This is a genomic window from Luteolibacter flavescens (genome assembly GCF_025950085.1).
Lineage (GTDB): Bacteria > Verrucomicrobiota > Verrucomicrobiia > Verrucomicrobiales > Akkermansiaceae > Haloferula > Haloferula flavescens.
Window position 1 is genome coordinate 492,423 of the sequence record NZ_JAPDDS010000003.1, and the last position, 19,380, is coordinate 511,802.

The 19,380-nt window shown below is 64.0% G+C and carries 12 protein-coding genes; 9 read left to right on the forward strand and 3 right to left on the reverse strand.

Annotated elements, in window-relative coordinates:
• Positions 1-52 precede the first annotated feature (52 nt).
• Positions 53-2,881, reverse strand: a complete 2,829-nt coding sequence (gene gcvP / locus OKA04_RS07925) for an aminomethyl-transferring glycine dehydrogenase (RefSeq protein ID WP_264500609.1) — start codon at positions 2,879-2,881, stop codon at positions 53-55.
• A gap of 497 nt (positions 2,882-3,378) precedes the next feature.
• Positions 3,379-4,767 (reverse strand): S8 family serine peptidase, encoded by a 1,389-nt coding sequence (locus OKA04_RS07930; RefSeq protein WP_264500610.1) that lies wholly within the window; start codon positions 4,765-4,767, stop codon positions 3,379-3,381.
• Between the two features lie 280 nt (positions 4,768-5,047).
• Here OKA04_RS07930 and OKA04_RS07935 point away from each other — a divergent pair, with 280 nt between their 5' ends.
• The gene (locus OKA04_RS07935) at positions 5,048-6,697 is read left to right on the forward strand and encodes a ShlB/FhaC/HecB family hemolysin secretion/activation protein (RefSeq protein ID WP_264500611.1); all 1,650 of its coding nucleotides are present in this window, start codon (positions 5,048-5,050) and stop codon (positions 6,695-6,697) included.
• Between the two features lie 647 nt (positions 6,698-7,344).
• Positions 7,345-7,899 carry a hypothetical protein gene (locus tag OKA04_RS07940; RefSeq protein WP_264500612.1) on the forward strand — a complete coding sequence of 185 codons (555 nt, stop codon included), beginning with the start codon at positions 7,345-7,347 and terminating at the stop codon, positions 7,897-7,899.
• Between the two features lie 247 nt (positions 7,900-8,146).
• Here the strand turns inward: OKA04_RS07940 and rpoN are convergent, their stop codons facing one another.
• The gene (rpoN, locus tag OKA04_RS07945) at positions 8,147-9,550 is read right to left on the reverse strand and encodes an RNA polymerase factor sigma-54 (protein ID WP_264500613.1); all 1,404 of its coding nucleotides are present in this window, start codon (positions 9,548-9,550) and stop codon (positions 8,147-8,149) included.
• A 187-nt stretch (positions 9,551-9,737) separates the two neighbouring features.
• Here rpoN and OKA04_RS07950 point away from each other — a divergent pair, with 187 nt between their 5' ends.
• From OKA04_RS07950 to OKA04_RS07980, 7 genes are all read left to right on the forward strand, one after another.
• The gene (locus tag OKA04_RS07950; RefSeq protein WP_264500614.1) at positions 9,738-11,129 is read left to right on the forward strand and encodes a UTP--glucose-1-phosphate uridylyltransferase; all 1,392 of its coding nucleotides are present in this window, start codon (positions 9,738-9,740) and stop codon (positions 11,127-11,129) included.
• Between the two features lie 60 nt (positions 11,130-11,189).
• A complete protein-coding gene (locus OKA04_RS07955) occupies positions 11,190-11,810 on the forward strand; it encodes an HAD family hydrolase (RefSeq protein WP_264500615.1) in 621 nt (206 codons plus the stop codon).
• Between the two features lie 152 nt (positions 11,811-11,962).
• Positions 11,963-13,417 (forward strand): IMP dehydrogenase, encoded by a 1,455-nt coding sequence (gene guaB / locus OKA04_RS07960; RefSeq protein ID WP_264500616.1) that lies wholly within the window; start codon positions 11,963-11,965, stop codon positions 13,415-13,417.
• Between the two features lie 96 nt (positions 13,418-13,513).
• Entirely contained in the window at positions 13,514-15,037 is a 1,524-nt protein-coding gene (gene guaA / locus OKA04_RS07965; RefSeq protein ID WP_264500617.1) for a glutamine-hydrolyzing GMP synthase, read from the forward strand.
• Between the two features lie 34 nt (positions 15,038-15,071).
• Positions 15,072-15,812, forward strand: a complete 741-nt coding sequence (locus tag OKA04_RS07970) for an SMI1/KNR4 family protein (RefSeq protein ID WP_264500618.1) — start codon at positions 15,072-15,074, stop codon at positions 15,810-15,812.
• A gap of 417 nt (positions 15,813-16,229) precedes the next feature.
• Positions 16,230-17,966: an alpha/beta fold hydrolase gene (locus OKA04_RS07975; protein ID WP_264500619.1), complete on the forward strand. Its 1,737-nt coding sequence runs from the start codon at positions 16,230-16,232 to the stop codon at positions 17,964-17,966.
• Positions 17,963-19,216 (forward strand): phosphatase PAP2/dual specificity phosphatase family protein, encoded by a 1,254-nt coding sequence (locus tag OKA04_RS07980; RefSeq protein WP_264500620.1) that lies wholly within the window; start codon positions 17,963-17,965, stop codon positions 19,214-19,216. The genes OKA04_RS07975 and OKA04_RS07980 overlap by 4 nt, the downstream gene beginning before the upstream one ends.
• The last annotated feature ends 164 nt before the right edge of the window (positions 19,217-19,380 follow it).

The following is a 19,380-nucleotide window of genomic DNA, read 5'->3' on the forward strand; positions in this document are numbered from 1 at the left end:
GGGAGCCCTGCGTTGCTATGCAGGACTCCCGGGCAGAGGATATATTCCGGATTTACTGACCGGCGGCAGCGGCGGCGTAGGCTTCCACGCTATCGCAGGTGCAGACGAGATTGCGGTCACCGTGGACATTGTCCACGCGGCCGACGGACGGCCAGAACTTGTGCTGGCGGAGATAGGGCAGCGGGTAGGCGGCCTGCTCGCGGGAGTAGGCGTGCTTCCACTCGTCGGCGACCACGGAGTCGGCGGTGTGCGGGGCGTTCTTGAGGACGTTGTCGTTCGCGTCCGCCTCGCCATTCGCCACGGCCATGATCTCGCCGTGGATGGAGACCATGGCGTCGCAGAAGCGGTCCAGCTCGGTCTTCGCCTCGGACTCGGTGGGCTCGATCATGAGCGTGCCGGCAACCGGCCAGCTCATTGTCGGCGCGTGGAAGCCGTAGTCCATGAGGCGCTTCGCCACGTCCTCAACGGTGATGCCGCTCTTCTCGGAAAGCGGGCGCACGTCGATGATGCACTCGTGGGCCACCAGGCCATTCGGCGCGGTGTAGAGCACGGGGAAGAATCCGGAGAGGCGCTTGGCGATGTAGTTCGCATTCAGGATGGCAAGCTGGGTCGCTTCCTTCAGGCCTTTCGCACCCATCATCGCGATGTACATCCACGAGATGGTATTGATGGAAGCACTGCCCCATGGAGCGGAGCAGACGGCACCCTCGCCGGAGGCCAGCTCGGCATGTCCCGGCAGGAAGGGGACGAGCTGCGGGGCGACGCCGATGGGGCCGACGCCTGGGCCACCTCCGCCGTGCGGGATGCAGAAGGTCTTGTGGAGATTCAGGTGGCAGACGTCCGCGCCGATGCGGCCGGGGCTGGTGAGGCCCACCTGCGCATTCATGTTCGCACCGTCCATGTAAACCTGACCGCCTGCCGCGTGGATGGCATCGCAGATCTCGACGATGGTTTCCTCGAAGACGCCGTGCGTGGACGGGTAGGTGACCATGAGGCAGGAGAGATTCTCCTGATGCTCCTCGATGCGGGCCTTCAGGTCCGGCACGTCGATGTTGCCCTTTTCGTCGCACTTCACGCCGACGACCTTCATGCCGACCATCACGGCCGAGGCGGGGTTCGTGCCGTGGGCAGAGACGGGGATGAGACAGACATTGCGGTGTTCATCACCACGCGAGAGGTGGTAGCGACGGATGGCGAGCAGGCCGGCGTATTCACCCTGCGAGCCGGCATTCGGCTGGAGGGAAACGGCGGCGAAGCCGGTGATCTCCGCGAGCCAGTCTTCCAGCAGGCCGAGCATCTCGCGATAGCCCTCGCTCTGGTCGGCGGGGACGAAGGGGTGCAGCGTGGAAACCTCCGGCCAGCTCAGCGGCATCATTTCGGAGGTGGCATTCAGCTTCATGGTGCACGAGCCCAGCGGGATCATGGACTCATTCAGCGCGAGGTCCTTTGACTCGAGGCGCTTCAGGTAGCGCAGCATCTCGGTCTCGGAGTGGTAGCTGTTGAAGACCTTTTGCGTGAGGAAATCCGATGTGCGGGTCAGCGATGGATCCCAGCCCGGGCCCTCGCCCTGCACCACGGCCGCGCCGAAGATACCGGCGATTGCGGCGACATCGTCGCAGGTGGTGGTTTCGTCGAAGGCGACGCCGACGTACGGTCCCATCGGGCGGAGATTGTAGCCCTTGTCCGCGGCGTCCTTCAGGATGGCGGCGGCATCGGCCACCTCGACCACGATGGTGTCGAAGAAGCTGTCATTCAGCACCTTCACGCCCGCAGCCCGGAGCGACGCGACGAGGGTGGAGGTGCGTGCATGCACCTCGCTGGCGATGTGCTTCAGGCCTTCCGGGCCGTGATAGACGGCATACATGGAGGCCATCACGGCGAGCAGCACCTGGGCGGTGCAGATGTTCGACGTGGCTTTGTCGCGGCGGATGTGTTGCTCGCGGGTCTGGAGCGAGAGGCGGAAGCCCGGCTTGCCGCGCGAGTCCACGGACACGCCGATGAGGCGGCCCGGCATCTTGCGCTTCAGCGCGTCCTTGCACGCCATGAAGCCCGCGTGCGGACCGCCGAAGCCCATCGGCACGCCGAAGCGCTGGCTGCTGCCGACGCAGATGTCCGCGCCGAATTCACCCGGTGCCTTCAGGCGCGTCAGCGCGAGCAGGTCGGCGGCGGCGATGGTCACGGCCTTCGCCGCATGCGCCTTTTCAAAGAAGCCCGCGTAGTCATAGACCGAGCCGCAGGTGGCGGGATACTGGACGATGACGGCGAAAAGTCCCTCGCACGCGGCGGGGTCGAAGGTCTGCCAATCGCCGACCTTCACCTCGATACCGAGGGGCTCGGCGCGGGTCTGGACGACGGCGATGGTCTGCGGGTGGCAGGAGTCGGCGATGAAGATGACCTTGCCCTTTGGCGCGCCGGCCAGCGCGAGGCTCATGGCCTCGGCAGCGGCGGTGCCTTCATCGAGCAGCGAGGCATTCGCCACGTCGAGGCCGGTCATTTCCGTGATCATCGTCTGGAAATTCAGCAGCGCCTCCAGACGACCCTGGGCGATCTCCGCCTGATAGGGGGTGTAAGCGGTGTACCAGCCGGGATTCTCGAGGATATTCCGGGCGATGACGCCGGGAACGTGGGTGCCGTAGTAGCCTTGGCCGATGCAGGATTTCTTCAGAACGTTCTTCGAGAAGATCGACTTCAGCCAGGCGAGGGCACCGGGCTCGCTCTTCGCGTCCGGCAAGACGAGCTCCTTCTCCAGGCGGATGCCCGCCGGCACGGCGTCATCGGCAAGGGTATCCAGCGACTCATAGCCGATGGCGGTGAGCATTTCCTGGCGATCGGAGCCGATGGCTCCAAGGTGGCGGCTGCGGAAGTCGGAGTGGACGGACATGGCGGCCCGCCCTCCATAAAGGAAATCCCCCGGCAAGCAATCCCGCGGGCCGAATCCGGCACCTTGAGCGGATTTTTGACCGGAAGAGTCACCGGCCTCAATGAGCGCGGCAAATGGAAAGCGACGCGGCGAACGGGGTGCCTTCATCCCTCGGAGGTCGTGGGGGCTCGCTTCTTTCCTAGCTCGGCCCCGGGCCAAGGGCGGCTCTTATAATAGAAGCGGCACGATGCAGGACGCGAAGCGGGAGCGCTGGCTTTATCCGGGTTGGGCGGTCGGGCGAAGTCCGGGCAAAAGCCGCTTTCCACGGAGCGGCCCGCTGGGAGCGCGTGCCACCGGCTCGCTTGGATGGCTCGGCGAAGCAACCAAGCAAGCCTGCTCTCTGATAATCTCGCGCGGGCAGCTTTTACCCGAGGTTCCACTTCTATCCAAGCGGGCCAGTGGCCGCGCGCTCCCAGGGGCACAAGCATTGGCGGAGCCGGCAGCCTCGCGCCCATCCACTACTGGACCGGCGGTGGAGTGACCTCGATCTTCAGGAAGACCCTGGGGCCCGCTTCCGGGACGGAGAAGGTCACCGGGATCTGGTCGCCATTCGTTTGCCCGGGAGCCAGAATGCCGACCGCATCGCTCCACTCCTTCAGGTCATCGGAAATCCGCACCTTCCAAGTCGAGCCATCGGCGAGGACATGGGGATCGGCGGGATTGAAGAGATCGGCGGCGACATTGAAGGAAAGCCGCGCCTGACCGGAGACTCGGGAGAGCAAGACTGGCGCAGGCTTCACAGCCGGATTCGCCGGATCGCTGCCAAAGAATTTCTCAAGGACATCGCTGCTGCCATCCTGATCCGAGTCAGCCTCCGGGCCCGGCTGGACTTGCACCAGGGCGGTCGCGGAGGCACCGCGGGCTGCCACCGGCGCGTAGGCAGTGGCGGTGAGCGCTTCCTCCACCTGAGCAGGCGTGAAGGATGGATTGAGCGAAAGCTGGATGAGCGCCGCCGCCGCCGTGAGCGCGGAGGCCGGGCTGGTGCCATTCGACGAGGAGAAATTCCCGGGCCGAGGATCGGCGGGATTCAGGGTGCGGACGTTTTGCCCCGGCGCGTAGAGATCGACAGCCGCGCCGGTATTTGAGCCACTGCCGCCCGCGCCCACCCACGGGAGATTGTCCGTGCCGGAGGCTCCGACGCAGATCACGCCGTCCTTCGACCCATACGCGGCGGGGATGTAGCTGGCGGCGCTCGCCTTTTCATTCCCCGCGGAGACGACGACGGTGATTCCCGCCTCGACAGCATCGTCGATGAGGGATTCGAGGAAAGCGCTGCTCGCCTGGTAGGATGAGCTGTTCGCGATGCACAGCACGCTCGGGAGGCCGGGATTTGCCTCGTGGTCCTCCAGCACCTCGAAGATCGCGTCCTGCAAGCGACCGAGGGTGGTGCTGGCAGTCGTGCCCGGGTAGATATTGTAATTCACCACATGGACCGGCGTGCCGACCGCGGCCCCGGTCTCCGGCCCGACGATGAGGGAAAGCATCTGCGTGCCGTGCGCCACCACCGACGAAGTCGCGGGATCTCCCGTCGCGCGGACCAGATGGGAACGGAAGGACTTCAGGTTCGGATTTGCCTCGGACCACGACGCGATGGGCGCGACGCCGGTGTCGATGAGATAGAGCCGCACCGGCGTGGTGGTCTCCGGATAGACGAAGGAGGCATTCGTCATCGAGTCACCCTTGTTCAGTCGGCCCAGCGCCCATCCGGCATCCGCCACCGCGCCATCCGGATCGACCGGGATGCTGCGATCCACCATCGACAACTCCGCAGAGGCCTGCCCGACCGCCAGGAGCGGTAGCAGGAGGCGGAAGATGCCGCGGGATATCCGGTGTGCGAATTCGGTCACGGAAAGGTGTCCTCAGACGCCAAATATCTATCTAACTTTTTCTACTGATGTCGAGAAATGACATGATCCACCTATCATCCTTGGAAGTCTCAAATTCCTTATAATTCCGAGGATCTGGATGCTGGTTATTTTAAAAATAAAGAGACCCGGATGATCTTATTCAAAAAGAATCGCATATCTCTTTCGCTTTGCGTTGATAGCTCGGACTTGCTAATGATCGGAGGTAGTTGGAAGTCGGCATCCCTCCCCGCCCCTTCACTCCGCTCCCCGGACTGTCGTCATGCGTGTCCTTCTCGTCGTCTGCCTTGTCGCCAGCGCCCGCGGTCAATCGCTCCCGGGAGTGGCACCGCGCCTGCCGGATGCTCCCGCGACGGAGTCGCTGCCACCGGTCCGTGCCGCCGCAGAAAACACTCCGGGCGGTGAGGTGCTGGTGCAGCGTCTGGAGAAAGTGGTGCTCGTATCCCCGCAGGGTGGCGAGGAGGAGGATCTCGCTACCCGACTAGCCGCCACGAGCGGCCTGCTGGTCCCCTCCCCTACAAAATTGGCGCGTGTGCTGGACCGCTGGTCCGGCAAATCACTGGACGGTAGAGAACTCGCCTCGCTGGCCGATGAAGTCCTCATTCACTACGATCGCGAGGGCTATCCGGTGGTCTCGCTGGAAGTACCGGAGCAGGATCTTTCCGCGGGCGTGCTGCGCCTCACGGTGGAAATCGGGCGCTTCGGTGAGGTCGGAGTTTCCCGTCCGAAGCGTGGCAATCCGGAGCTTGTTGCCAAGGGGCTGCGCCTTCAAAGCGGCGAGCTTGTGCGCCGTGGCGAGATCGATGAGCAGCTCGCTTGGTATAGTCGCACCGCCTTCCGCAAGCCGCGGCTGTTCGTTTCTCCGGGCGTTGAGCCGGCCACTGCGGACCTGCTGATCGCCTTTGAAGAGAGCCACCCGTGGCGTGTGAATCTCGGCTATGAGAACAGCGGTCCAGAACTGCTGGGACGGGATCGCTTCCTCCTCGGCGTGGCAGGATGGACGCCCGGCGAGCATCTGCTGGCGTGGCAGACGGTGGTGGGATCGCCCGCCTCATCACTGCTGGCCAATGCCTTGCGATGGGAGATTCCTTTCCATGGCAGCCATCAGGTGCTGCAGCTCGACGCCGCCTACGCGGAAGTCGCCACCCGCTACACCAGCGGCGGCATCCCGGTGGAAAGCGAGGGCTCGTCGTGGTCGCTCGCCGCGCAGCAGAGGATCCCTCTGCCCTCCTGGGGCGGTTGGCAGCAACGGCTCGCGGCGGGCTTCGAGCTGAAGGGCACCGACCAATTCCTGCTTTTCGGCGGCGGCAGCGTGTCGCCCGGCGAGGTCGTGTTTTTCCACGGGAAGCTGAGCCATGAGCTGAGCCGTCATTGGGAGGATGGCGCGGCGACCTTCGAGTCCGGCATCTTCGCCTCGCCCGGCGGGCTGGGCGGAAACAATGACGACGCTGCCTTCCAAGCCTACGACGCGCGGGCCGAATCCGACTACCTCATCGGACGCTTCAGCGGGGATGGCTGGTGGAGCCCGGGGAATGACTGGCAGGTCCATCTGCGCGGCACCGCACAGATCGCCGATTCCCGGCTGCTGCCCGCCGAGCAATTCGCCGTCGGCGGCTACCAGACGGTGCGCGGCGTGGCGGAGCGGGAGTATTCCGCGGACGCCGGATGGCAGGCATCGCTGGAGCTTCACTCTCCGCTCATCTCGGTGGGAAAGGCCTGCGATTTCCGCGTGCTCGGCTTCGTCGATCACGCCGCGCTGGACATGCGGGACGGCCCCTCCTCCTCGCTTTCCGGGGCCGGCCTCGGACTGCGGATGCAGGTGATGGACTCCATCGACGTGCGCTTCGACCACGGCTGGCGGATCGACCACGCGGAGCAGGCGAGCCACATCGGGATCAATCTGAACTTCTGATTTCCCAAAAAATCGCCGGTTAAAAATTTTAAGGATTTTTTGGAAATCCGGTGAGGGCGATTGCGATTGGTTCAGTAATGACGAGCTTCCTCCACTTCCAAGTTTCCCTGACCGGACTGCAAGTTCCGGGGGGTGCTGCCGGGACGGGCGGGGAAATGACAGGCCGGTCGGAGCTCGTGGCACCGCGCGTCAACACCAGCGCGACGGTGCCGACCTCTTTCCAAGAACCGGTCCACCCGTCGGGGGGAACCGGAGCCACCAAGGGCGAGAAGACGATCGCGATCATGGCCGGGGGGCCGGACCGCGACGGCAGCAGCCCTGGCTCCGTCCGACAGGCCGCCGGTCGCCGGGAAACGATGCCGACCCGCGGTGGGGGCGGGCTCGCATCGGTTTCCCAAGCTTTCACAGGAGTCGCCACCCCAGTTGATGTTGTAGTATGAATTGATCGCCGGGGGCACCCATCCCCGGCTTCCCCAGAGACACCGAGATCACGCACAAGATTCACCGGTTCAACGAAGGCCGGGACGGACGATCCGCGAGGAATCGATGCCGTCCCGGCCTTTACGTGGCAGCCTCCAGCCAGCCGAAATGCATCGACACGCCCTCCCCTGCGCGCCTTCCTAGCGACAATCCTGCATCCCCCCGGCATGGACTCCCTCCTCCTGAAAATCCGCTGGCGGCCCGAGATCGGCGATCCCTCGCCCATGGGCTGGTTCACCGTGGCATCCTACGCGCTCGCCGCCTTCCTCGCATGGCGTGCCTGGCACCGGAGCCGCGACCGCCTGTGGATCGGCGTGACGGTGCTGATGGCCTTCCTCTGCGTGAACAAGCAGTTCGACCTGCAATCGCTGGTCACGGACGTCGGGCGCGAGATCGCGAGGTTCTTCGATCAGTACGAGAACCGTCGTACTTTCCAGAAGATCTTCATCCTCGCGGTGCTGGCGGTCGCCGGGATCTTAGGGCCGCTTTTCGCGTGGAAGTACCGGGCCGTCCTCGCGGGCCACAAGCTCTTGGCGACCGGACTCGCTTTCCTCCTCATCTTCATCTTCGTGCGAGCGATCTCGTTTCACCACATGGATGCCTTTCTCAAGACATCGCGGGCATGCGGAGTGAAGATGAACTGGGTGCTCGAACTCGGCGGCATCGCGCTCGTGGCACTCGCCGCATGGAAGGAGCGCACGGCTCATCGACTGACCGCGTAGCGGTCAAGGATGGTAGCCACGGGTTTCAACCCGTGGACCTGACGGATGAGTGGCATGGTGTCGCGTAGTGACACAGGAGTCGCACCCCGTGGCCACCTACCGAAGAAAAAGTCCCCTGCATAACGGACCACCAAGTCCGGGTTCCTGTGTCGCTCTGCGACACCATACGCGGCCTGCCTAGTCCGCGGGCGGAAGCACGCGGCTACCGGCCTTCGTCGCTACGCGACGGTTAGAGGCGATTCCCTTTTCAGGACGTGAACGACTTCCGCAAGTGCGACGGGAGGATGCCGAGCTGTTCGCGGTATTTCGCCACGGTCCTGCGCGCGACGGGGATGCCCTGCTCCTTGAGTTGCTTCGCGAGCGCGTCGTCGGAGAGCGGCTTGGCGGGATCTTCCCTGCCGATGAGCGCCTGGATGGCCTCGCGCACGCCGGCATTCGAGACCTCGGTGCCATCGGCTGTCTGATAGCCGGCGGCGAAGAAGGCGCGCATCTCCATCAGGCCGTGCGGCGTGAGGACATACTTGCCCGCCACCGCACGAGAGATGGTCGTCGCGTGCAGGCCGATCTGGTCGGCGATTTCATTCATCGTGAGCGGGCGCAGATGGCGCGGTCCTTTCTCAAGGAATGCCGGCTGGTGCTCGATGAGCTTTTCCGCGATCGAGAGGATGGTCTCCTGCCGCAGGGAGAGCGAGCGGATGAGCGTGCGGCCCTCGCGGATCTGCTCGCGCAGGAAGTGCCGGGCCTTCCGGTCGTTCGAGGACTTGCCGAGCATGTCCTTGTAAAAGTCGCTGATGCGCAGCTTCGGCATGTACTCATTCGTCAGCCGCGCACGGAAGCCTTCGTCGGTCTTTTCGATAACCACGTCGGGCTGGATGTAGGGATTCCCGCTCGGGTCGAAATCGCCGCCCGGGTTTGGCGTGAGGCGACCGATGCGCGAGGCGGCCTCGGAGATGCGCTCGACGCTGGTGCCGAGCGTCCGCGCGATCTGCGGGTAGCGCTTCCTAGCAAGCTCCTCCAGATGATCGCGCACGATCTTGTATTCCAGGCTTCCGCCCTCGCCATTCCGCTCAAGCTGGAGCAGCAGCGATTCCTGAATACCGGACGCGCCGATGCCCGCGGGGTCGAAGCTCTGCAGGAGCTTCAACGCTGCCTCCATCGTCTTCTTCGGAATGCCTAGCCGCGTCGCCAGCTCGAGGGCCGGCAGGTCGAGGAAGCCACGCGGATCGAGATTTCCCACCAGATGGCGTGCCGCCTGACGGATATCGGGATCGACGAGGGAAAGATCGAGCTGGTGAGAAAGATGCTGCTGGAGGGTCTCCGGCGCGACGATGGAGTTGTAGAGATGCTCCCGACGCTCCTCGTCATCCGCGCTCCACGGATTTGACCGGCGCTCCATGATCTCCAGGTCGCGCCAGTCGTCGTCGGTGTCGTTCAGGTGATCCAGCGAGTCAGCCTCTTCCGGATCGGGGGAGTTCTCATCGAGCGAAATCGACTCGGTGATATCCTCCAGCACCGGATTGATCTCCAGCGCCTGCTGGACGAGCTGCTGGAGTTCCATGGAATTCGCCTGGAGAATCTCCAGACTGCGCCGCATCTGCGGGGCCAGCGACTGCTGTTGTCCCAGCGATTGATGGAGCGAGGCATCGGCCATGGCTAGAGTGTCCGCAGGTAAAAAGCGGACACCCGGAATCAAGCCGACGCCAATTTAGAAAGCCAGCATATTTCGTGCCACGAAGAAATTTTATTTTCCTTGCGGGCCGTGCCGGAGTGTGGGAGGCGGGACGAGGTCGGCGAAGCGACGGGAATTTACCCGCCCGGATCGTCACCTCCCAACCCATATGAAACGAGGAGATTTTTCGGCTTTCGAGAGCAAGATGCGGGATGCAGGCGTGATGGAAGCGGCGATCGGTGCATTTCGCCACAACTACGAGGCACTTTGCCGCGAGGAAACCGGACTCATCCCCGAGTCCGAGATCAAGCCTGCGGAAGGGCTGGCCGTCTTCGAGCCCGGCAGCGGCGAGTGGGATCCCGCGCTGCTGGCGCAGACCGTGGTGATCAAGCTGAATGGCGGCCTCGGCACCAGCATGGGCCTGCAGAAGGTGAAGAGCGTCCTTGAGGTCCGCCCGGGCGTGAATTTCCTCGATCTGATCGTGCGCCAGGTGATGTCCCTGCGCGAAGCCAGCGGCTCGAAGGTGCGCCTGCTCCTGATGAACAGCTTTTCCACCAGCGAGGACACGCTGGACTACCTGAAGAAGCACGCCGCCGGTGGCTTCGCCGAGGCATCGGAGGTCGAGCTGATGCAGAATCAGGTGCCGAAGATCGACGAGGCGACGCTCGCCCCCGTGGAGTGGCCCGCCAGCCCCTCCAATGAGTGGTGCCCGCCCGGCCACGGCGACCTCTACCCCGCGCTGGTCGGCAGCGGCTGGCTGGACCGCCTGCTGGCAGACGGCGTGAAATACGCCTTCGTGTCGAATTCCGACAACCTCGGCGCCGTGCTCGAGCCCGGCCTGCTGAAGCACTTCGCCGACTCCGGCGCGCCCTTCCTGATGGAGGTGACCCGCCGCACCCCGGCGGACCGCAAGGGCGGCCACCTCGCCGTCCGCAGCGACAATGGCCGCCTGCTCCTGCGCGAGGTCGCCCAGTGCCCGGATGGCGATCTGGAGGCCTTCCAGGACATCGACACGCACCAGTACTTCAATACCAACTCGATCTGGCTGCGCCTCGACCTGCTGAAGGAAGAGCTGGCCAAGGGCGGCGGCGTGCTCCCGCTGCCGATGATCAAGAACCGCAAGACCGTGGACCCGCGCGACAAGAACTCGACGCCGGTGATCCAGCTTGAGGTCGCGATGGGTGCCGCCATCGAGTGCTTCGAGGGCGCCCAGGCCATCGAGGTCCCGCGCTCGCGCTTCGCCCCGGTGAAATCGACGGCCGATCTTTTCGCCCTACGCTCCGACGCCTATCTCATCGGAGACGATGGCCGGGTGGCACTGGCTCCCGCGAGAAATGGCCAGCCTCCGGTGGTGAAGTTAGATGATTCCTATAAGCTCGTGGATGCCATTGAACATCTCGGCACGCCCTCCTTGGCAGATTGCACGGAAGTGAGCATTTCGGGCCCGTTGACCTTTGAAAACGGGGTGGTTCTGCAAGGAAAAGTCGCATTTTCCGCCCCTGCGGGAGAGGCCAAGGTTGTTAGGTCGGGGACATACTCGGACAACGAAATCTCTCTTTGACGGACATTTTCAATTTGCCTCCTTGCCATTATGTGGGGGGCTGCTACCCGGACGGCGCGCATGGCGACCATTGGTGAGATCGAATTGTCGGCAGAGGGCTTTGAAGCGGTGATTTTCGACTGCGACGGGACCTTGGTGAACTCGATGCCCTATCACTTCGAGGCGTGGTGCGAAGCACTGTCGCTCCACGGTGCAGGCGGCATCTTCAAGGAAGATGTCTTCTACGCGATGGGCGGCCGCCCGACGAAGGACATCGTCGTAGAGATCAACGACGAGTATGGCCTGAAGCTCGACCCCGAGAAGGTCGCCTTCACCAAGCGCGAGGCTTTCATCCGGAAGCTGTCGCACGTGGAGCTCATCGACGAGGTCGCCGACTTCGCCGAGAGCCTGCGCGGCAAGGTGCCGATGGCGATCGCCACCGGCGGCACCCGCATGGTGATCGAGAAGACGCTGCAGGCCGTGGGCGTCTCGGATCTCTTCGAGGAAGTCGTGACTGCCGATGACGTCACGGTGGGCAAGCCCGCACCGGACATCTTCCTGCGCGCCGCGCAGCTCCTCGGCGTGAAGCCGGAGAAGTGCCTAGTGCTGGAAGACGCACCCGCAGGCGTGATGGCGGCCCAGCTCGCCGGCATGGCTGTGATTTCCATCCCCGCACCGCTGAACTACCTGGTGAAGAAGTAAGGGCTGCCCGAGGGTATCCCGCTGATTTCCAAGCCCCGCCCGGTCCTTCCGAGGCGGGGTTTTTCGTGACCTGCGCAAGATCCCCCGGTCAAAGTTTCATCTTCCCCGAGATTCGCTCTTGATCCCGGGGGGGCTCCTCTTTTGACTCCGCCATGGCGGATATTTCCCTCGGATTGTCTTTCGACGACGTGCTTCTCGTTCCAGCGCTGAGCGAGATTCTCCCAACGGAATCGGACATCTCCACATTTTTGACGGCCGACATCCGGCTGAATATCCCGGTCGTTTCGGCCGCGATGGACACGGTCTCGGAGCCGGAACTGGCAGTGGCACTGGCCCGCGAGGGCGGCATGGGCGTCATTCACCGCGCCTGCCCCATCGCCGACCAGGCCTCCATGGTCTCCCGCGTGAAGCGCTCGGAAAACGCCGTGATCCTGAAGCCGCTGACCGTCCGCAAGGAGCAGACGATCGATGAGATCCGCGCGATCATGGCCGAGCACGGTTTCTCCGGATTCCCGGTGATCGACGCCGAGGGCCGCCTCGAAGGCATGGTCACCGGTCGCGACGTCCGCTATCTGGAGCGCCCTGATGCAAGGGTCGAGGACGTGATGACGCGGCGCGACAAGCTGGTCACCGCCCCGGCCAATACCGAGCTCGAGGAAGCCCGCCGCATTCTCTACCAGAACCGCATCGAGAAGCTCCCGCTGGTCGATGCCGATGGCAAGCTCGTCGGCCTCATCACCGGCTCGGACATCGAGAAGCGCATCACCTTCACCAGCGCGGCGAAGGACCAGTCGGGCCGTCTCCGCTGCGGTGCCGCCGTGGGCGTGGGCCCGGACTGCGTGGAGCGGGGACAGGCGATGATCGATGCGGGTGCGGATGCGCTCTTCATCGATGCCGCCACCGGCCATACCTCGCGGGTCATGGAAGTGATCTCGAAACTTCGCTCGCTTTCCGACCGCCCGGTCATCGCCGGCAACGTGGTCACGGAACAAGGTGCGAAGGACCTCGTCGCCGCCGGTGCCAGCGCGCTGAAGGTGGGCGTGGGCCCTGGCTCGATCTGCACCACACGCGTCATCGCCGGTGTCGGCATGCCGCAATTCACCGCCATCCAGAATGTCTCCCGCTACTGCCGCGAGCGCGGCGTGAAGGTCATCGCCGACGGAGGCATCCGCTACTCGGGCGACGTGGTGAAGGCGCTGGCTGCCGGAGCCGACCTCGTGATGCTCGGCTCCCTGCTCGCCGGCACCCGCGAAAGCCCCGGCCAGAGCGTCTATTTCCAAGGCCGCCGCTTCAAGACCTACCGCGGCATGGGCTCGCTCGGTGCGATGAACAAGGGATCGAGCGACCGCTACGGACAAAACAGCTCCGGCAAGCTCGTCGCCGAAGGCGTCGAAGGTCGCGTGCCCTACAAGGGCCCGCTCTCCGACGTGATCTTCCAGCTCATGGGCGGCCTCCGCTCCGGCATGGGCTACGTCGGTGCCAACAGCCTCGATGAACTCCGCAAGCGCGCCACCTTCACCCGCATCACCGCGGGCGGCCTGCGCGAAAGCCACGTCCACGACATCGTCATCACCGAGGAGCCGACGAACTACCAACCGCTCGGCTAACCATCCGGCAGCAGTCACCGGTAATCGGACGGAATGTCCTTCCGATGGTCATTGACCAATGGCTGCCGACCTCTTCACTCTTCCCTTTTCCGTCCCATGCACGACACCAATCACGTCGCGGTCCTCGATTTCGGTTCGCAGTACACGCAGCTCATCGTTCGCCGCGTCCGCGAGCTGGGCTTCTTCGCGAAGCTCTACGCGCTTGAGGATTTCCCGGACATCGGCAAGCCCGGTGCCATCATCCTCTCCGGCGGCCCGAAGAGCACGTCCGAGGTGGACGCCCCGGATCTCGATTTCGAGGCGCTGAAGGCATTTGGCGTGCCGGTACTCGGCGTCTGCTACGGGATGCAGCTTCTCAATATCAAGTTCGGCGGCACGGTGAAGGCCAGCAACCGCCGCGAGTACGGCCCGGCCGCGCTCAAGCCCGACTCCTGCACCGGTCTTTACGACGGCGTCTCCGCGGAGTCGCAGGTGTGGATGAGCCACTCGGACACGGTGGAGAATCTGCCGGAGTGCTCCGTGGTGCTCGCCTCGAACCAGCACGGCACGCCCGTCTCGCTCAAGTGGGAAGACCGCTTCTACGGCATCCAGTTCCACCCCGAGGTGACGCATAGCCACGAGGGCAACCGCATCCTCCACAACTTCCTCCTCACCGCCAGCGAGCTGGAGCCCTTCCGCATCGACGATCTCAAGCGCGAGATCATCGACGGCATCCGCGCCGCGGCCGGCACGAAGCAGGTGGTCTGCGGTGTTTCCGGCGGCGTCGATAGTACGGTGCTCGCCGTACTTCTTCATGAGGCTGGCGTGAATGTCCGCGCGATCTACGTGGACCACGGCCTGATGCGGAAGGACGAGACCGCCGAGGTGCAGGCAAACTTCAAGCGCATGGGAGTGGAGATCGAGACCATCGATGCCTCGGAGCGTTTCCTCGGCGCGCTCGCGGGCGTCGCCGATCCGGAAGCCAAGCGCAAGATCATCGGCGAGCTCTTCATCGACACCTTCTGGGACGCCGTCGGCGATGCCGAGATGCTCGCCCAGGGCACGCTCTACCCCGACGTCATCGAAAGCGCGTCCAACGCGAAGTCGAAGGCCTCGAAGATCAAGACGCACCACAACCGCGTCGATCGCATCCTCGAGCTGCAGGCGCAGGGCAAGGTGCTGGAACCGCTCGCCGAACTCTTCAAGGACGAGGTCCGCGCGCTCGGTGCCTCGCTCGGCATCGCTCACGATATCCTGTGGCGTCACCCCTTCCCCGGCCCCGGCCTCGCCGTGCGTTGCCCCGGCGACATCACGGAGGAAAAGCTGCACATCATCCGCGAGTGCGACGCCATCTTCATCGGCAAGCTCAAGGAGCACGGCTGGTATGACAAGGTCTGGCAAGCCTACGCCGGACTGATCCCGGTCAAGACCGTGGGCGTGAAAGGCGACGAGCGCTCCTACGAGTGGTCCACGAATCTCCGTGCCGTCGTCTCGGACGATGCCATGACCGCCGACTGGGTCGAGCTTCCCTCCCAGATCCTCCGCGAGACCAGCAATCGCATCCTCAACGAGGTGAAGGGCATCAACCGAGTGCTCTACGACATCTCGACCAAGCCCCCGGCCAGCATCGAGTGGGAGTAAAGGCTCTTGGGCCAACCAGAGCCGAGCGGCCAAGATGACGTCGGACATTCTGGAAGCAAAGAAGCTGATCGACCGCCTGCGGGCAGCCGACCCTGAATTCCTTGTGTTCGGAGCCCGGTCCCATCGCTATGAGATCGGGCCACCTCTCTCTGAACCCGAGTTATCAAGCTTCGAAGAACGGTACGGCATCACCCTGCCGGAGGACTTCCGGCTTTATCTGTCGCTTGTAGGAAATGGCAACGAAAGCAAACCCGGTCCGCGTGCAACTCCTCACCGAACAGCGGGCGCAGGACCGGGCTATGGCATCCACACTCTATCGGAGACGGTTATCGGAGACCAGACTTGCGTTCCTTTCCCGTATTCCCAAGAGGTGGAAGTTCCCATCGACGAAGCTGGAGACGACGTGCCCGGAGCCCTCGAAATCTGCACCTTGGGCTGCGGCAGTCACGTGAACCTGATTGTCGCGGGATCGGAATTCGGGAAAGTCTGGAAAGGGAACGAATATCTCCACTTCAGTCCAACTCATCTCAACTTTGCTTCGTGGATCACCGAGTGGGCTGAGGGGGCATTGTCCCTACTTGCCAAAAGGGAACTGGTTCAAAAACTCTCCTTGGGAATGACCAAGGCACAGGTTGTGGACGTGATTGGAGGCGAATGGACTGTGAGGAAGAGTGGACGTTGGTGGTTTTTTGAAGGGCCGACAATTCCCGCACGAATAGCATTAAGCGAAGAGAATGGCGTGGTCTCCTCGATTGATCCATGGCCATTCATTTGAATTAGGCCCCCGTTTCCGAGCCTTCGTGCTCTCTGACGTTGGGAGGATTGGACATTACGCTGGAGGCCCTTCAGATGCCTCGCGTGGATCAGGGAAAGAGCGTCTTCGATGACATCCTGAATTTTGGACATGTATCCTGATCAGGCTTTCACCGCGCTTTGACAAAGATCAGGCCTCAAAAGCCGAAAGTAGAGAGAGCAGATGCCGCAATTGCCATCATCGACAAAACCGATGCTCCGTCAAAAACTCACGATGAGGCGCTGAGCAGACTCCGTGGCATTCTTCCCGGTGACGCTTATGAACCTCAGCTTCACCATGCCGCTCGAATGGGTCAGAGATCCGGTTGACCGCCGCCCTTTGCCGCCGGAGGGATCAGGGGCTGCCATCCCGCCGTCCGAACCCGAATCCAAGCCCTCCATGAGCACGAGCACCCGCCTGCAATTCACCGCCGACGACGGCGCGAGCCTCCACTACAAGACGTGGAATGTGCCGGGAGCGACCCGCGCGCTGATGCTGATCCACCGCGGCCACGAGCACGCGGACCGCTGGGACCCGGTGATCCCTTCGCTGACGATGCCGGACACTGCGATCTATGCATGGGAAGCCCGCGGCCACGGACAGTCCGAGGGACGCCGCGGGCACGCCACCGGCTTCATGCAGTACGTGCGGGACCTCGATGCCTTCTTCCGCCACCTGAAGGCGACACACGGGCTCACCCCGGAGAGCACGGTGGTGGTGGCCCACAGTGTGGGAGCCGTCATCACCGCCGCTTGGGTGCATGACTTCGCCCCCCGCATCGCCGGCCTGGTGCTGGCGACGCCCGCCTTTGACGTGAACCTCATCGTCCCCGGCGCGCTGACGAATATCCGCCTGCTGCAAAAGCTGAAGCCGGACGCCACGATCAAGAGCTACGTCCGCGGCTCGTGGCTGACCCGCGACGCACAGGCCGCCGCGACCTACGATGCCGACACCGCGATCTCGAAGGACATTTCCGCGAAGATCCTGGTCGAACTCTTCGACACCGGCAAACGCGTGACCAGCGACGCGGCGGTGATGGACCGGCCGCTGCTCGTCTTCTCCGCCGGTGCCGACCAGGTGGTGAAGCGCGATGCCATCGATGCCTTCTACGATAACTATGGTAGCGAGCAGAAGGTCCACCTGTCGCTGAAGGACGCGCGCCACGCCATCTTCCACGACCTGTGCCGAGCCGAGGTCACCGGCGCGATCCGCCGCTTCGCCGAGCGATGCTTTGAGAAGCCCGCGCCGCCGCGTCTGGAAGCAGACTTCTCTCACCCCGCCACCAATGAGGAATACGCGGGCCTGCAAAAGCCGCTCCCCTCCCCCTCGCTGAAGGGGCTCTCCTTTTCCATCCAGCGCACGATGCTGGGCACGCTCGGCAGGTTGAGCCGCGGCATCCGCATCGGCCACGCCACCGGCTTCGACTCCGGCGAATCGCTCGACTACGTCTATGAGAACGAGGCTCGCGGTGCCCTGGGCCTCGGCAAGGTGATCGACCGCGGCTATCTCGATGCCATCGGCTGGCGCGGCATCCGGCAGAGGCGCGCGTGCATGAACCATGCGATGCGCTTCGCCCTCGGGAAGATCCGCGAAGAAGGCCTGCCACTGGAGCTGATGGACATCGCCGGTGGTGCGGGGCGCTACCTGCTCGACATCCTGGAAGACCCGGAAGTCGGCCGCGATCTCCACGTGCTGTGCCGCGACTGGAGCGAATCCGCCCTCGATACCGGCCGCGCCACCGCCCGCGCGAAGTCCTTATCGGACCGCATCGACCACGTGCGGGCCGATGCCTTCGACGAAAGCTCGCTCGCCAGCGTGAGCCCGAAGCCCTCGGTGGCCGTTGTCTCCGGCCTCTATGAACTCTTTCCCGAGAATGACCGCCTCCAGCGCTCGCTGCGCGGGCTCCACTCCGCGGTGACTCCGGGAGGCTGGCTGATCTACACCGGCCAGCCGTGGCACCCGCAGGTGGAGATGATCTCCCGAACGCTGACGAATCGCGACGGCCGCTACTGGGTCATGCGCCGCCGCCCGCAGGGCGAGATGGACGCGCTGGTCGAGGCCGCGGGCTTCCGCAAGGAGCGGCAGTGGATCGATGACTTCGGCATCTTCACGGTGAGCATCGCCCGCAGGCCATGAACCGCACCCCACGCGAGCCCGGCCTGCTGTGGCCGGCGCTCTGGCGACTGGCCGTTGCGGGTGCCGCCTTCGTGCTCATCTACGGCTTCTGCAATCGCTACACCTCCACGCGCGACGACGTCGGCACGTGGTTCTGGGAATGGGAGCGCCACATTCCCTTCGTGAAGGAAATGGTGGTCCCGTATTGGTCGCTGGATCTCTTCTTCATCGGTGCCTTCTTCCTCTGCTCCAGCAAGGCGGAGCTGAACCTGCTGACGAAGCGGCTCGTCGCGGTAACCATCGCGAGCGGCATCTGCTTCCTGCTCTTCCCGCTGGAGATGGGATTCCCCCGACCCGAGCCGTCCGGCTGGACTGCGCCACTCTTCAAAGTGCTCTATGCGAATGACATGCCCTACAATCTCGCGCCCTCGCTGCACATCAGCCTACGCTCGCTGGTGTGGACCGTGTATGGCGCGCACCTCACGGGACTGACGCGGAAGGTCACGAAGGCGTGGTTCTTCCTCATCGGCCTGTCCACTCTGCTGGTATGGCAGCATCACGTGATCGATGTAGCCGCGGGATTCATGATGGGGTGGTTCATCGCTGCACTCATTCCCGATCCACGATTCAAGACGAAGCGCACACCTTCGCCGCGGCTGGCCCTGCGCTACGGGGCGGGTGCGCTGGCATGCGCGGGGCTGGCCTTCCTGTGGTTCGGCTTTGCCTGGCCCGCGGTCGCGCTGGGGATCGTCTCGCTGGCCTATGCCACCGGATTGCCCCGACTGCTCGGAAAGGAGAACGGCACGCTATCCCCTGCTGCGGAGTGGTGCCTGTTGCCTGTGATCGTCGTGACGCATCTTTACCAGCGCCGCTGGCTGCGGCGGGAGCCGGCGTGGTGCGAGGTTTCCCCCGGAGTCCTCGTCGGCAGGAAGCTGACCGGAAAGGAAGCGCGCACGCTGGTGGCTGGCGGCCCGCTCGCCGTGCTCGACCTGACCGCAGAGTCATATGCCCCCACCGTCTTCCGCGAGCACGCCAACTACCGCAGCCTGCCGCTGCTGGATCTGGTGAAGCCGCACGATGCCGATCTAACAAAAGCCGTCGATTTCATCCGCGAGCAACAGCCTCATCGGACCGTCTACATTCACTGCCAGCTCGGCTTACAGAGGTCGGCATTGGTCGCCGCGCTCTGGCTGGAGAAATCCGGGATCGCCGGGGATCGGGAGCAGGCTGCGGCAATGGTCCGCGAGCGGATTCCCGGTGCGGTCCTGTGACGGGAGAGGGAGATGGGCGGGAACCGGGATTTGTAAGAGGTCGTCACGAGAATACCTTACCATCCTCATTTCTCCGCTCACATGAGCACCAAGCATAAGTGCCACACCATGCCATGAGCGGTGACGCGCCCTATTTCCCTCAAAAACGGACATAACGGCCTTTT

Coding starts and splice junctions, on each gene's coding strand:
- OKA04_RS07950 (WP_264500614.1), top strand. CDS start 9,738: ATGAAACGAGGAGATTTTTCGGCTTTCGAGAGCAAGATGCGGGATGCA.
- OKA04_RS07975 (WP_264500619.1), top strand. CDS start 16,230: ATGAGCACGAGCACCCGCCTGCAATTCACCGCCGACGACGGCGCGAGC.
- OKA04_RS07970 (WP_264500618.1), top strand. CDS start 15,072: ATGACGTCGGACATTCTGGAAGCAAAGAAGCTGATCGACCGCCTGCGG.
- OKA04_RS07935 (WP_264500611.1), top strand. CDS start 5,048: ATGCGTGTCCTTCTCGTCGTCTGCCTTGTCGCCAGCGCCCGCGGTCAA.
- rpoN (WP_264500613.1), bottom strand. CDS start 9,550: ATGGCCGATGCCTCGCTCCATCAATCGCTGGGACAACAGCAGTCGCTG.
- OKA04_RS07940 (WP_264500612.1), top strand. CDS start 7,345: ATGGACTCCCTCCTCCTGAAAATCCGCTGGCGGCCCGAGATCGGCGAT.
- OKA04_RS07955 (WP_264500615.1), top strand. CDS start 11,190: ATGGCGACCATTGGTGAGATCGAATTGTCGGCAGAGGGCTTTGAAGCG.
- guaB (WP_264500616.1), top strand. CDS start 11,963: ATGGCGGATATTTCCCTCGGATTGTCTTTCGACGACGTGCTTCTCGTT.
- gcvP (WP_264500609.1), bottom strand. CDS start 2,881: ATGTCCGTCCACTCCGACTTCCGCAGCCGCCACCTTGGAGCCATCGGC.
- OKA04_RS07980 (WP_264500620.1), top strand. CDS start 17,963: ATGAACCGCACCCCACGCGAGCCCGGCCTGCTGTGGCCGGCGCTCTGG.
- guaA (WP_264500617.1), top strand. CDS start 13,514: ATGCACGACACCAATCACGTCGCGGTCCTCGATTTCGGTTCGCAGTAC.